Source organism: Pseudoalteromonas sp. SR41-8 (genome assembly GCF_014163915.1).
In the GTDB taxonomy this organism is placed as follows: Bacteria; Pseudomonadota; Gammaproteobacteria; order Enterobacterales; family Alteromonadaceae; genus Pseudoalteromonas; species Pseudoalteromonas rhizosphaerae.
The window spans coordinates 141,300-156,166 of the sequence record NZ_JACJEE010000001.1 but is presented as its reverse complement, the minus strand read 5'-3'; the positions used below and the strand labels follow the sequence as shown (position 1 = coordinate 156,166).

Genomic DNA, 14,867 nt, shown 5'->3' with positions numbered 1-14,867 from the left:
TTTATCCCCTTAACATTAAGCGACCATCGGCCACATCGACCATCAGCTCAATCAGTTGAATTAACATTTTGTGATTATCTGTTGCAGGATACCAAATAGGCCGAATACCTAATTCAAACAATCTATCTTCCATTTCTTGGCGCTTATCATCGTCCGCTTCAAAAGCGGGAACAACCTGTCCACTATTTTCAGTTGCTGTTGGTGGCTGTTCAATAGGTTTAACGGGTAATGCCAATAGAGCAAAATGTTCAGGAATGACAAACTCACCATCGTTGCGCACCTGTTCAAACAGCTCCATGGTTTTATCTTGCTGTAATGAACAACCTAAAAACAATAATGAATGACTGATATATATTTGGCGCAGTGCTTTAGGGAGTTGTTTACGATAATCAATACCACCACTTCCGTAACCTTGCTCATATTGTGTTTGAGTGAAAATATAAGATTCCGGCTGTGTAGCGTCACCATGCAACTTTAATAAACAACGCTCACCCTTAAGTAGTTTAGTAACAAAATTATGATTCTCTTGTAAACCACATAAAATTCCATCAAATTCAGAGGCCGTTTTATGCGCTTTAAACCAACTCTCAATTAAGGTATCAAAATTAGTGGTAACCATAGCGCCTGCACACAAGCGCGGCAGTAATTTAATCACGTCAGGCACAAGAGTTTTATCTTGTTCAATGGTCGATTTAATTCTAAACGTGGTACGAATATGATTATTGAGTTGCGAAGATGATGCATCTGCTAATAGCTGTGCTAACTCTAAATAGCGCTCGTTAGCTAAGAGTTCTGCAACTTGTGCATTATCAACATTAGTCAGCTTTTTACCCAGCTCTTTAAGTACCGTATCCCAACTTGGGTAGCCTGCAGCAGCTGAAACCCCAGCACCAACAAAAGGCGCCACTTTCTTTTTTTTAATTAGGGCGATCAGGTCTGACACAACTGAGTCTTGTTGAGTCGCATCAACATACTCAATCGCCTCTCGGTGTTTATCACGCAATTGCTCGCCATTCCAATTATCAAACTCATCTAAATAGGCGTTGCGATCAACCCAATACAACACCTCACTGGCTTTGTATTGGTGAGTATGTTCAGTATCTTTTATGCTACGAATACTTAATAAATCCCCTTCATCTAATGCGTCATTAAACAAGGAGTTTGAGTTCAAACCATTTTGTAAATACTGCTCAACTTTTTCAATTAAGTCAGCACTTTGCTTTATTTTTTCAATTGCCATTTAAAATTCCGTTTCGCTGGTGTCTATGCTAAGTTCGCCTGAAAGCAATCTGGGGAGTAAAGTGTCTCTTATATCTGTTAATTCACGATTCTCTCTAAATAGTAATTTTTTCTTATAGTGAATATCGCTAATTACTTTATTAAAATATTCCAAAAACTTGAGGCTGGGTATTAACAGTTTAATTTCACCAAGACCTGTGAGGCTGAAGTTAGCTTGCACACCTTGAACAATCTTTGAAATAACCTCGTCTTGTACTCGTTTACCCACAAGGTTTAGATAACAAAGCTCAAGGTGAATTTCAGGCTCTTTTAGACGAATGAACGCAATTGCTTGATTACAGTTTGAATTAGTTAAGTCTTCTTCAACTAAAGCCACGCGCCCTATCGTCCCTGCGATAGAAAAAAGTAGATCATTAGCCTCAAGTATTGAACGCTTTAATACACCAACATGAACAGACTTCGGAATTTTGTCCAATTTAACTCTTGATATTTCACCATCATCAGAGATATCTCGAACTTTTAGGAAATTAATTATCTTTTCATCACCTGCTTTTAGTAGATCTTTTTTAGCAGCAGTTGTTCCTTTCGATAATTTCGAAGATAACTCTTTTATTTCAGTAATACCCCATCCCTCTGGTATTTCACCCAATTCTGAGTCGATTAGGTTATCGGGGAATAAGGCGGCGGTGGCTTGTAGTTGTTGGTATTGCTCTGGGTGTTGTTGCTGTAGCTGGTCAAGATCTGCGATAGCGCCTGCGGCGAGCCCCTGTGCTTGCACAGGCGTAATAGAGAGTCCGCTAATGGCAGCCATGGCGGCACGCTGCGAATTTTCACCGACGGCATTAGCCGCTATTTTTGCACGTACAGGGTCAAAATCGACAAACCAGCTTTTAAACATCGCCTGTGCAATTTGCTCTAAGGTTTGGTTGGTTTGGCGATTGAGTTCGATTTTATTATCTAACACTTCTAAATTATCTGCGATTGCAGTTTGAATGCGTATCGGTGGTTTTGAAACCTCTAGGGTCTCTATCATATTCTTTGTTAGAGCATTTCTTGTAGCTCCTACTGCAGAGATTGTTAATAATAAAGCTTGCATTGCTGTCGATGTCAGTAAATATCGAAGAAATCTTGCATCAAAATGTTTTGGATCTGGTCTTATAATTGCTACATGCTGATTAACTCTTGCTGGGAGATATTCTTCTTTAGCTAAACAGACACGTGCAACTGAGTCACCTGTTATATTTATCAAAATATCATTTTTTTCAATTATCACATTTTTTAACTTAGCCGCAGCTTCTTCAGTTATGTAAACCAACCCATTAGGTTTGAAACCATCATTGTATATATTTTGACTTCTTATAAGGCATACTTCACCTTTATCCAAATATACATTAGCTCCGCCTTTTGGTGTAGCACCACTGCCAACCTTAATGCAAAAATCACCTAAACGAACAATTGGCCAATCAATACTCATAAATCGATACCTCTTTGTTCTTCATCATCAAACTCCTTTTGCTGGTTACTCAGCTGCTGCTGCACGCGGGCACGCTCTTTTTCAAGCTCGCGCTGTAGCTCTTCTTCGCTCGGTAGTTGAGTCAGGTATTTTGACGCAAATAACTGTTTGCTTTCGTTCAGCACGGAATATTTAGCCACGGTGTGGTTATGCTCGCTACAGAGAATTAAACCAATGGTTGGGTTATCGTCAGGGCGGCGTTGTTGCTCTTCGTACATGCGCACGTACATATCCATTTGCCCCACATCTTGATGGGTGAGTTTATTAAGCTTTAAATCAATCAGCATAAAGCATTTAAGGTGGAAGTTATAAAACACTAAATCTATAAAGTAATCGCCATCGTCAGTGCTAATACGTTGTTGACGCGCCACAAAGGCAAAGCCTTTACCTAGCTCTAATAAAAACTTTTGTAAGTTATTAATAATGCCTTGCTCTAGGTCTGCTTCTTGGTAATGGCCGCTATCTAAATTTAAAAAGTCGAGAATGTAGGGGTCGCGTAAATAGTCTTGTGCATGTTCGGCCAGTGGCAAAGTATTTTGCTGGGCTTCTTGCTCTACCGGTTGTTTATTTTTACTGGCTAATAAGCGCTCGTAATATAACTTGCCCACTTGGCGTTCAAGCGCGCGCACGCTCCAGTTTTGCTCGGCAGATTCTTGCATATACCAAAGCCGCGCCGCTTGGTTTTCAATACGAATTAATTGTATGTAATGCGACCAACTCAATTTTGCAGACAGTGTCTGCAAAATTGGAAACGCCACGTAAAAACTGCGCATATTAGCAAGGTTACGGCTAGAAAAACCTTTGCCGTATTCTTGAGTTAACTGCATTGAGAGCTGTTTAAGCTGGGCTTTTCCGTACTCAGCACGGTTTTTCCCTTGTTGCTCTTGCTCAACAATTAACTGGCCAATATGCCAGTAAGCTTGCACCATGGCGCTATTAACTGCGTGTTTAACTTGGCTTTGCGCTTGGTTAATTACTTGGCGAATATTGGCTAATAGCAAGGGCGTAGCCTCGGTTGCTATACTAGTTTGTTTAGATGTCATACCCTAAGCCTTTGAGGTTTAGTTTTATTTGCGCCTCTAAACGCTCTGACTCTGCAAATTGGTTTTTTAGCTGAGCTGTTAGGCGCGCCATTTTATCGGCAAAGAGTTCGCCATCATCTTCGGCGGCTTCTGCGCCCACATAACGCCCCGGGGTCAAGACAAAATCGTGTTTGGTAATGCCTGCTAAATCAACACTGGCACAAAAGCCTGCGGTGTCTTGATAGTCGCTCGCTTGCTGCCAATTGTGAAAGGTGGCGGTTACTTGGTCTAAATCGGTTTGAGTAAAGTCGCGCAATACGCGGTCTTTCATATAGCCTAAGTTGCGCGCATCAATAAATAGTACTTTACCACGGCGGTCGGTTAATTGACGACCTGAGGCACTCACTCGCGCATTTTTGTTTTTAGTTAAAAACCAAATACAAGCCGGAATTTGGGTATTAGTAAATAGCTGGCCGGGCAAGGCTACCATGCATTCTACTAAGTCTTGCTCAATAAGGGCTTTGCGGATTGCACCTTCGTTATTGGTGTTTGACGACATTGAACCATTAGCCAGTAACAAACCAACACTACCATTAGGCGCAGTGTGATATAACATGTGCTGTAACCAAGCAAAGTTGGCATTGCCCGATGGCGGTGTGCCGTATGCCCAGCGCGGGTCGTCGTCGCTTACACCAACATCCCACTCTTTCATGTTAAATGGCGGGTTAGCCATTACAAAGTCGGCGCGTAAATCGGGGTGTTGATCGTTGGTATAGGTATTGGCAGGCTCTTTACCAAAGTTAAAATCGATACCGCGAATAGCCATATTCATCGAGGCTAACTGCCATGTGGTATGGTTGTATTCTTGGCCGTAAATAGACACATCGCCAATTTTACCTTTGTGCGCATTTATAAAGTGCTCACTTTGTACAAAGAAACCACCCGAGCCCATAGCTGGGTCGTAAACACGGCCTTTAAAGGGTTCCATCATTTGTACCATGAGGCTTACAATTGATTTAGGCGTGTAGAACTGACCGCCTTTTTTACCCTCTGCTAATGCAAACTGACCAAGCATATATTCATAAACATGACCAAGAATATCTTTTGAATTTAATGACGCATGCACAAAAGGAATAGTCGCGATTAAGTCGATAAGTTCGGCCAGTTTAACTTGGTCTATTTGCAAACGGGTGTATTGCTTATTAAGTACGCCCTTAAGTTTTGGGTTGGCAACTTCAATGGCATCAAGCGCGTTATCAATTAAATGACCGACCGAAGTGATTTTAATGGTTTTATCGTTACCAATTGGCAGCTCAGCGCCACCAATTACCGTTTTATTATTATCTTGTAAAAATGACCAGCGCGCTTGAGTTGGCACCCAAAATGTATTGGTTTCAAGGTAATAATCGCGTTGCTCTAATTCAACAGCAAGTTCTTCTTGGTACTGGGCAGAGTCTGCCCCGCCAAAGTCTTCTGGGTCTAAAAAGTAGTCGCTATCAGGATTATTAAACGCGGCGATTAATTCGTCTTGGCGGATTTTAAAAGCGTCAGACACGTATTTGATAAACACTAAACCCAGTACGGCGTGTTTATACTGCGCAGCATCAAGGGTTGAACGTAGTTTGTCGGCAGCGTTCCAAAGCTTTTTTTCAAGATCAGTTAAAAATTGTTGTTCTTCAGTATTGGTCATTAGTTTTGCCTAATTAATCTTCTATAAAATAATCGCTATCAAGCGCTTTTACTTCAAATACCTGTTTGGTGCTAACGCCTAAATTATGACTAAGCATTAGCTCTGTAAGTTGTGCACCATCTATAAGTACTATGCGTTTGTCGATTCTACCAATGTAATCAAAAGCTTCTTTACTAAAACTGCTGGTTGTAATAAACACGCCTTTTTTAGCGCGGTGCATATCAAGTGCACCTGCAAAGGCTTGTATATCAGGGCGACCAACTGTTTTATTGGTGTAGCGCTTAGCCTGTAAATATATCATTTCGAGGCCGAGTTTATCTTCTTTTATGACGCCATCAATCCCGCCATCTTGAGTATATTGCGTGGCTTGCCCTGCATCTTTACGTGACCCTCCGTAACCCATAGCGAGCATTAAATCGACCACTAGGTTTTCAAAAAATACGGGGGATGCTGCCAGAATCGCTTTTAGTATTTCATCACTTAGGTTGGTATTGAGGGTATCAACTGCAGCTTCAATCAGTTCTTCAGGAGTTTTATCTGAGTTATTACTGACTATGCTGGTGGCATTTGCTTGTGCAGGTTCACTTTCGTCTTTAGAACGTGTTTTAAAATCAATAAAAGCTGCAAACTTGCTTAAATATTGATTATTGATTGGCTCGCCAGACTCAATTGCAGCTAGCCCTTTTGGCGTGATTTTACAAAACGCTCTTTTCGGTTGTTCAATTAAACCCGCTTGCACCAAATAAGTTTTAGCCCAGCCTAAACGGTGATAAGCATAAGTTTGCTTACCACTGGGGATACGCAGTTTAAGCTGCTCAGCCGATAAGCTTAAAATTTGGTACACGTTTGCTTCAATATCTTTGAGCTTTACTGTTTTGCCGTTAGCTAAGCATTGCAGTAAAGGAGTCATAAAAGATTGGTAATTGGGTAACGACATACTATTCCCTGCCAGCCTTATTAGCTAATAACTAAATGGCTAATCCATTATTCTTGTTAATAAAGATAATATACAAATTAGGATTATGGGGCAAAGGTTATGTCGGTGGGATTGCTGGTATAGACAAGTAATTTAGATTACACGGTCAACCTTACATACTTCTCGGCCAGTTCATCTATACTTTCACGATGATTCGGATCGGGCTTTATACAATCTATCGGGCATACGCTCACGCAGGTGGGTTTGTCGTAATGGCCTACGCATTCAGTGCATTTTGCAGGGTCGATTTGGTAAATTTTAGCGCCCATATAAATGGCTTCATTTGGGCACTCTGGGTCGCACATGTCACAGTTAATGCATTTACTATTTATGAGTAAAGCCACTATCTAACCTCATTGCATATTGCTAGCATAAAATTACAGCCGTGAATTATGCACTTTATTCTCTATCGCTTTATTGATCTCAAACAATAAAAATTGTGACAGGCAATTCGCGCCACCATTATCTTTACAACCAATCAATAGATACTATAATGTCTATTAACCTACAAAATATAGCTTTTTAGCTACAGTAATGTCCAAATTAATTCGAGTGAGTTTATTATCAATTATTTATTGTTAAGCGAAGGTGATGTGCAGCTGGCTTTTGCTGAGCATCTAAAAGAATGTCGCAAAAAAGCAAAAATGTCACGCGAGGCGTTAGCTAAAAAAAGCACAGTACCTGCTTCTACAATAAAAAAGTTTGAGGTTACAGGGCTTATTTCATTCAAACAGCTATTGCTTTTGTGGCAAACACTCGACGACTTAACTCGTTTATATGACTTAACAAAAGTGCCAGCTCAAAATAAAAATGCGCCAACGTCTATTGATCAGGTGTTAAACAATGGCCTTTAAACCCATAGATAAGCTAGAAGTAAAACGTACACTATCAGATTCATCAGAATTAATGGTGGGTGTACTTGCTCAAAATAGGCAAGGTGTTTACTTTCAATTCGAGGAAAGTTATTTAGACAAATACAGTAATCTTTCGCCATTCTCACTCGCCTTTAATAGAGAGGTTCAGTTAGCACCTAAAAACCCACACAACGGGTTGCATGGGGTCTTTTCTGATTGTTTACCTGATGGGTGGGGGTTACTACTACAGGACCGCGTATTCAGACAAAATAATATAATGCCTAACTTTGTTACCACTATGGACCGCTTATCTTTTGTTGGCCATTCGGCTATGGGCGCATTATCGTTTACACCTGAAACTCATTATGATGGCACAAATGACAATGAGGCTGGCCTTGCTACATTAGGTAAACAAGCTCAAGCAATATTTGACGGGCAAACAGAAGAAGTACTTTCTGCGTTAGTAGCTGCTGGCAGTTCCGGCGGTGCACGACCTAAGGCTCAAATTTATTTTCCTGACAATAATATACAAGAATGTAGAACAAAGCCTAAAACGGGCGATGATGCTTGGTTAATAAAGTTCACATCCAAAAACCTCGCTTTAGGACATGAGGAAGGGTTATGTGAAGCTGTGTATTTGGATTTGGCTGAACAAACGGGATTAAACCCACCTCAGAGATTACTGGTACCCGCCCCAGAAGGAACCGGTGCAAAGCAATGGCTCGCCTTAAAGCGATTCGATAGGTTTAAATTAATGGGTGATAAAATGGGCTGCAAACATATGCATAGTGCATGTGGCTTGCTGGATGCTGATTTTCGCACACCTTCATTAGATTATGAGGATTTAATTAAAGCGAGCCGTGTTTTATGCAAATCACCTGCTGCAGGGCAATTACAATTTCGTCGAGCTATGTTTAATTTATTTAGCTGTAATCAAGATGACCACAGTAAAAACTGGGCTTTTTTACAAGAAGATTCAGGTGAGTGGGATTTAGCGCCTTTTTATGATGTAACTTTTAGTCCTCATCCTTTTAACGAGCATGCGACTTCATTTGCCGGATTTGGAAAAAACCCACCACTAAAAGCGATTCAAAAGCTTGCCTCTGCAGCTGGTTATGCAAATTGGAAGCAGGTACAAGTGATCATATCTGAAATAGCAGAGATTATTTTCAACTTTAAAGACACAGCTAAAGCACTCGGCGTAAATAAGCAAACGATTAACTTAATAGAGCAACAGCTTGATAATACGTACGCCATGAATAAGCATTTAACTGGTCGCTAATTTAAATAAACAACTAAAACATAATGCTAAACGAAATCTAAGAAGCCGATACTTTTCTTTCATTTGGTTTAAAAACATGAATTCTATTAGTAATAAATGTATTAAAGGACTGCTGAACAATTCCTAAGTCAATGGATGTAAGCGCTAAGTAGGTTTTCTCATTTTCTTCAATCATGGATTTAACCAAGTTACTTGCATCCAACTCAATATAATTATTATCTTTTAGCCATACATCTAGTAACCCCATCATTTTTGATGATTCTATTAGCAAAAATTTTGTATGTTCGATTCGTTGAGATACATTTGTCGCAAATTTTTTCGCACAAAAATCAGCTCCTTCTTTAGACTCAACAAGCGCATACCCAAGGATATCACCAATTAATTTTTTACTATCATGAGTATCAAATGCTTCATCTCGGAGATGTTTTAACATAGGCGGAGTATTAAATAGTTTAAAGTTATAATTTGCAGCATCTGTTGCCATAATCATATCACTGCGACGACTATTTAAATTTAAATAGCGCATTGAATCATTTTTACAAAGTAATACATCAACATTTAGTATAAGTGTTGCACCACCCCTCTCTCTTCCTTTTGCTGGCGTTATTGTGATTGGTGTCTGTGTACTTCGAGTTGTAGCTTTTCCCTTTACTAATCGATTAATGAAATCATGCCAATTGATAGTTGCTATATCCACATCATATTTATGAAATTTTTTATGAGTAAAAGTATAAAAGTCATGATGAGTATTAATATTACTTTCACTTTTTTCAGATATGTCTATGTTTGTAACAAACTCTTTTATTTCCATAGCTTTAGAGTCATTATATTGGGCTGAAATGGCTATCAAAACATCGAGTAAGGGGCTGGTTCGGGTATATTCCTTTGGGATCGGTGAATCACCAGATAGCGCACTAAAAGCCATATCACAGCCCGCTTTTTTCAATTTTTCAAGCATAGTAATAAATTCATCTTCAGGTAGTGTCCAAGATAAATCATCATCCAGTATAAATCCGATTCCCCCAAATTCGTTCATTTTACGACGAAGGTGTGCTTGGCAGATATTTCGACTATCCACAATAGGTGGGTAGTACGTAACTATATCTATTATTTCAACTGGAGGACAAAACTGATAAATTTTTCTTGGTTCTGTTATGCCAAATAATAAGATGGACGCTTTAATCTCAAAACTAGGTAACGCTTGATGCATGCTTTTCAACAGACTGTTTGCCACATCTATATCAGCACTGGCCAATACCACGTTAATGATGTTGTTAAACTGCATGGCTATATAACGCATAATTTGCTAAAAAATTTTCAAATTGTTTTTGGTGCTTTAAAAGATTACTCTCATCTAATGATTCATTATCTTGATGGATATTATGTAAGCGATCATTAGGACCAAAGCCAATATAAACAGAGCCTTTGGGCAAATTGGCTAGAAGAGGACAAGCTTTGATGCCATTTAGCTTATTTAGATGACGATATTCGATATTCGGATTATCCAAGCTGTGATTTAGTAAATCATGCCAAGAAGATAACTGTAAATCAGTCAGAGATGGTGACCATAGAAATGCAATTTGAGATCCTGTGTCTAAATTATTAAATCCTGTTTCTTCAATGTAAGTATTTGCACCAAATGAACTTATTTCATGCTTAAAAATATCATAGGCAACTCTATCCCCATGCATAATTTCTTCCTCACCTTGAATTAACCACATAATTTCAGGGATTGCTTTTTCCGATAATATTAATGATTTCATAGCGAGCATCCGGGATAACAGAGGCCCCTTGTTATCGGCTATTCCTCGTCCATAAATACGACCATTGATACGTTTTAATAAGAATGGGTTTTCACTGAGCCAATTATTCTCACTTTTCACAGGTGCAACATCATAATGACCATAAATGACTATTTTTTTATCACATAACCGTCCTGAATAGTGCGCTATTATTGTAGGTTGAGCTGTATGTTTAGTATTTGAAATCCGAATATCGAAGCCTAAACCTTCAAGGAAGCTAGTAACAAAATCAATAGCATTTTTATTACCTAGGGAATCCCCAACAATTGAGGTCATAGAGATGAATTTATTATATTCTGTTAATTCTATAGTCATTTCAGTAAATCTGTATATTGTGAGTCAAAAGAGAAGAAAATGGTGTTTTCATGTATCAGAGAGGTCCCATTGCATCGTAAATCTCGAACAATTTCATCGTGAGGTACAAGTAACAATATCGCATCAAAAGGGCCTGTAGGCATTTGTTCTTCAACAATGCAGTTTTGGGTATCTTCCCACTTAACAACTGGGTCGTAAATAAGTGGCTTTGCTCCAAAATCTATCAATTCTCTTATAACTTCAAAATGTTTAGAGTTTCTAACGTCAGGACAGTTGGGTTTAAAACTCACACCCAAAATTAATATTCTCGTGGAAGGTAGTGATAGGCCAGCCCGAGTCAACTTTTTCAAAAATGTATTTGCAACAAAAGTAACCATATCCCCATTAACTTGTCGGGCCGTATTTGTTATACGAGGTGTAACTCCATTCATAACCTGAGAATGAATTAAGTAATACGGATCAACAGCAACGCAGTGTCCACCGACTAAACCAGGTTTAAAGTCTAGAAAATTCCACTTACTATTGGCGCATTCTAATACCTTGTTAAAATCTAATTTCAGCTTGTCCGATAGCTGATACATTTCATTTATAAATGCAATATTAACATCGCGTTGGGTATTTTCTATTAACTTAGATAACTCAGCTGTTCTTATGGACTCAGCTTTCAGCACTCCAGCAGGAACTATAAGTTCATATAATTGAGATAATATTTCTAATGTAGATGCATTTGTAGCAGAAACAACCTTTACTATATGTTGTAAGCGATGAAACTCATCTCCTGGATTAATTCGCTCAGGGCTGTACCCTAGCTGAAAGTCAATATTTGGCAGCAATCCACTTGTTCTTTCAATTTCAGAAGCAAACACTCCCTCTGTAACACCAGGATATACTGTAGATTCTAGGACAACAATATCGTTAGCTGAAATCACAGAGCCAACCATCTTTGCAGCATTCAATACCGCACTTAACTCTGGTTGGTATGCCTTATCAACTGGAGTCGGTGTAGTGACAATATATATATTCGCTCTTCGAATACACTCTAGATCATTAGACAAAGTTAAATGCTCAGCACTTTCAACTAACTTAATATCGCTTTCATTGGTGCGATCATTACTTTCATGTAATTCAGAGATTCTAGTTTCGTTTATATCAAAACCTACTGTTTGGATATGCTGACCAAATGCTATTGCTAGCGGATACCCGACATACCCTAGTCCAACGACTGCAACCACTTGATTATCGATCATATATCCCTCTGCTTGTATTTAAGTTCACGTCGTTCAATCATCGTGTCAAAAGTTGGGTAATGGGAGAAGTAAGGATGATTAGCTATAGAAGTGTTATCAATAATTTGTTCAAAAATGGATCTTAATGCTGTTCTTTCTGTCTTAGATATTTTCTTTAATTCATCTATAACCATTTTTTGCAAACCTGAGGTAATATCGAAAGGCTCTTTAGGAGCATGAATTATTGAGTCGGGTAGTTCATGTTTAAATGTATCTCTTAGTATTGTTTTTCCTACGTTCAAAGAAATGTCGCAAAGATCTTGTACGTCATATGCTAATGCAAACTGAGTGACGCGATTATCTAAAAATGGGCAACGAGCCTCTATACTATGGCTAGCAGTAATAAGATCTAAGCGTCTCAATTCCGTGTAATGGAGGTTTTTAATTAAACAAGCTCTCATTTTCTCAGAGTCATTATGACCATTATACATTCCTTGATAACCACAGAAATACTCATCTGCACCTTCACCTGATAACAAAACGCGGATACCGTCTTCCTGTACAGCCTTACTTAATAATAATGTTGCTAGTCCATTTGATATAATTGAAGGATTGTAACTTTTTGTAATTTCGCATGTTTTTTTAATTAACCCAAAGAGCTCACTTTGTGTCGGTGGTTTTATTAAAACGACACGGCTAGAACAAATCTTTAAATATTCTAATAACGTTAAAACTGAATCGGGGTAACTGTCAGCCACGACGTAATATCGTGCACTTTTGCTTAATCTTGTCTCTAAAATATAAGCAATAATTGAACTATCTAGCCCACCACTTAAAGCTACAGCGAATGGGATATCCTTAGGGATTCGAAGTGATATAGCACTTTCTATAATATCAACAAAGCTTCGTTTATTGGTGACAGTGTATTGATGGAGGTACTCTTTGGATACTACCCCAGTTTTTATATCAAGCTTTGATATTCCAGGGGAGATTACATCCAACGTATTGGTGTATGCATCTATATAATTAGCATCAACGCCAGTACCTATATGCCATCCAATGCTACTATTCCAAACGAGCAAAGGCTTTTTACCAACATGATCTGTAAAAACTCTAAAATCTCCCGTTGATTTATCGAAAAGAACACCAGAATACATTCCATTTGCCATCGTCATGGCCTGAGTTAAACCGTAACGCTCTATATACTCAAAAAAAATACCTACATCATTAAACTTACTTAATTCGAGACCAAGTATCTCAGCCAATTCTTGATAATTATATATCTCACCATTCAGTACTAAAATTTTCGACATACTTTGTAGTGGTTGAACAACTTGGGGAGAAGTTATAAATAAATGCGAAAATTCAAAATGTATAGGTATTCCATTAAAATGAATGGTTTCTAAGCTAGAATGGTCTTCGCCCCGAGATAGAGTATCCTTTCCTACTTTCTTATTTAAATTAGATTGTCCTTCAGTGACACTTACAACAAACCCGCACATCAACTAATACTCTCTAGATATATTTTTAAGTCCGAAATCAATTCGGGAAAGCTGCTCTGGACAAAACTCAAAAGCTCTATCGGTGTTAGGTTATATTTTTGAGTATTTTTTCCTGCTTCATATACTGCTAAACAGAAACCTGTAATTCGATAAAACTTTTCATTCATTAGCCAGCAAAACCGAAGTTCTTGGCTGTAAGGCAGTAGTTGGAGATACCTGTTAGGGTATTTGGATAATATAATCTCTTCATTTTGAGCAGCTAATGCAATACGGTTCATATCACGCCATTGTCGACCATCGTGTCGTTTGACAAGAAGCTTGTTTGACTCTTTGACAATTCGAAAGCGTATTCCTGCTGATGTATACTCTCGATAGATATCGCAAGTATGAGCCTGATATATAGTTGGCCAGCCCGTACCAGAATCTAAAAAGCTAACCTTGTCTGAAGATTCAACTCGGATCAAACGATGTGAGTTTAAACCTGTCATGCAAACCTCAGCCTCATGTAATGTACCGTTAAGCCCCATTTTAGCTATGTGAGCGCGCAAGCTTAGTGCGTGATCAAAACAAGTCCCACCATTAATAACCTTCTTCCCCAATAACTGCCCTAAATTGTGAAATGGAAAAGTCTCTAATTGATTCTTGAGCAATGCGCAAAGCTTAGCATTAAGTTCACCCACGATAATCTTCCGTAATATGTATTCTCCTTAAAACTGATGGGTAAAATGTCTCACAGTCTACACCTAAAAGAATTAAGCCAAATAGCTGGCTTTGCTCAATTACTTTCTTATTATGTTTACCATGAGGGAAGCAAATAGACATCGATTCTCTACATCCCAATCCTCTGATCCAATTAAAATTTTCAGTTAACTCTTTCTTTAGCTCACTTGGAGAAAGTTGGGTAAATGCTCTGTGGCTACACCCATGAATACCCAGTTCAATTCCTTGGCTATTGTACAGTTTTAGATGATGCTCCTTCATAAATAAATGAGTAGAATCCGCATCCACATCTATGCCAAACAAACGTTGTCGAAGATACCTATATCTTGGGGCTGTTATACCTCGTAATATTCTTTTTAATCGCCCACCTAGCAATGATCGACTAAGGTCTTTAGGTACATTCGGTGTCGACATCATGTGAAGAGCCATATCATCAATCGGAGAAAAACCATCTAAAACAAAATCCTTAACAGGGTAAACTGTAGCGATCATTCCACGATTAATTAATTCATCAAATGCACCAGTATTATCTCTATATCCATCATCGAAAGTAATAAATACATCGTTATGTGTATATCCTTTCGCCAGAGCAGAAATTGGCTTAGTTTTCCAACCTTTTTTCTCTATAGTATCAAGTAGTTCGATGAACTTCTTCCAGCTAATGCCTGTTCGTCGCTGATAGTAATAGTTTTTTTCATCGTAATTTTTAAGGACACGATGAAACAT

Annotated in this window: 14 protein-coding genes; 2 read left to right on the top strand and 12 right to left on the bottom strand. The window is 38.6% G+C overall.

Annotation, left to right across the window (positions count from 1 at the left end):
* Window position 1: 1 nt before the first annotated feature.
* The 6 genes from H5162_RS00660 to H5162_RS00635 form a co-directional block, all read right to left on the bottom strand.
* Complete coding sequence (locus H5162_RS00660) at window positions 2-1,240, bottom strand: SIR2 family protein (protein ID WP_182777343.1); 1,239 nt, start codon at window positions 1,238-1,240, stop codon at window positions 2-4.
* Window positions 1,241-2,713 carry a restriction endonuclease subunit S gene (locus tag H5162_RS00655; RefSeq protein WP_182777340.1) on the bottom strand — a complete coding sequence of 491 codons (1,473 nt, stop codon included), beginning with the start codon at window positions 2,711-2,713 and terminating at the stop codon, window positions 1,241-1,243.
* A complete protein-coding gene (locus H5162_RS00650; RefSeq protein ID WP_182777338.1) occupies window positions 2,710-3,795 on the bottom strand; it encodes a YhcG family protein in 1,086 nt (361 codons plus the stop codon). The genes H5162_RS00655 and H5162_RS00650 overlap by 4 nt, the downstream gene beginning before the upstream one ends.
* Entirely contained in the window at window positions 3,785-5,464 is a 1,680-nt protein-coding gene (locus H5162_RS00645) for a type I restriction-modification system subunit M (RefSeq protein ID WP_182777336.1), read from the bottom strand. Before H5162_RS00645 ends, H5162_RS00650 begins: the two co-directional genes overlap by 11 nt.
* A 13-nt stretch (window positions 5,465-5,477) precedes the next feature.
* Window positions 5,478-6,401: a restriction endonuclease gene (locus H5162_RS00640; protein WP_182777334.1), complete on the bottom strand. Its 924-nt coding sequence runs from the start codon at window positions 6,399-6,401 to the stop codon at window positions 5,478-5,480.
* A 137-nt stretch (window positions 6,402-6,538) separates the two neighbouring features.
* Window positions 6,539-6,784 carry a YfhL family 4Fe-4S dicluster ferredoxin gene (locus H5162_RS00635; RefSeq protein ID WP_182777331.1) on the bottom strand — a complete coding sequence of 82 codons (246 nt, stop codon included), beginning with the start codon at window positions 6,782-6,784 and terminating at the stop codon, window positions 6,539-6,541.
* A 219-nt stretch (window positions 6,785-7,003) separates the two neighbouring features.
* Here H5162_RS00635 and H5162_RS00630 point away from each other — a divergent pair, with 219 nt between their 5' ends.
* Both H5162_RS00630 and H5162_RS00625 read left to right on the top strand, forming a co-directional pair.
* Complete coding sequence (locus H5162_RS00630; protein WP_182777462.1) at window positions 7,004-7,294, top strand: helix-turn-helix transcriptional regulator; 291 nt, start codon at window positions 7,004-7,006, stop codon at window positions 7,292-7,294.
* Window positions 7,284-8,576, top strand: coding sequence for a type II toxin-antitoxin system HipA family toxin (locus H5162_RS00625; RefSeq protein WP_182777329.1), 1,293 nt, complete (start codon window positions 7,284-7,286; stop codon window positions 8,574-8,576). The genes H5162_RS00630 and H5162_RS00625 overlap by 11 nt, the downstream gene beginning before the upstream one ends.
* A gap of 37 nt (window positions 8,577-8,613) precedes the next feature.
* Here H5162_RS00625 and H5162_RS00620 read toward each other — a convergent pair whose 3' ends face one another.
* The 6 genes from H5162_RS00620 to H5162_RS00595 are packed head-to-tail and all read right to left on the bottom strand — an operon-like array spanning window position 8,614 to window position 14,867.
* Window positions 8,614-9,861 (bottom strand): hypothetical protein, encoded by a 1,248-nt coding sequence (locus H5162_RS00620; RefSeq protein WP_259398158.1) that lies wholly within the window; start codon window positions 9,859-9,861, stop codon window positions 8,614-8,616.
* A complete protein-coding gene (locus tag H5162_RS00615) occupies window positions 9,851-10,693 on the bottom strand; it encodes a M20/M25/M40 family metallo-hydrolase (RefSeq protein ID WP_259398157.1) in 843 nt (280 codons plus the stop codon). Before H5162_RS00615 ends, H5162_RS00620 begins: the two co-directional genes overlap by 11 nt.
* Window positions 10,690-11,940, bottom strand: coding sequence for a nucleotide sugar dehydrogenase (locus H5162_RS00610; protein WP_182777325.1), 1,251 nt, complete (start codon window positions 11,938-11,940; stop codon window positions 10,690-10,692). The genes H5162_RS00615 and H5162_RS00610 overlap by 4 nt, the downstream gene beginning before the upstream one ends.
* Window positions 11,937-13,421 carry an asparagine synthase C-terminal domain-containing protein gene (locus tag H5162_RS00605; protein WP_182777323.1) on the bottom strand — a complete coding sequence of 495 codons (1,485 nt, stop codon included), beginning with the start codon at window positions 13,419-13,421 and terminating at the stop codon, window positions 11,937-11,939. Before H5162_RS00605 ends, H5162_RS00610 begins: the two co-directional genes overlap by 4 nt.
* Window positions 13,421-14,101, bottom strand: a complete 681-nt coding sequence (locus tag H5162_RS00600) for an arylamine N-acetyltransferase (protein WP_182777321.1) — start codon at window positions 14,099-14,101, stop codon at window positions 13,421-13,423. The genes H5162_RS00605 and H5162_RS00600 overlap by 1 nt, the downstream gene beginning before the upstream one ends.
* Window positions 14,094-14,867 carry a polysaccharide deacetylase family protein gene (locus H5162_RS00595; RefSeq protein ID WP_259398156.1) on the bottom strand — a complete coding sequence of 258 codons (774 nt, stop codon included), beginning with the start codon at window positions 14,865-14,867 and terminating at the stop codon, window positions 14,094-14,096. The genes H5162_RS00600 and H5162_RS00595 overlap by 8 nt, the downstream gene beginning before the upstream one ends.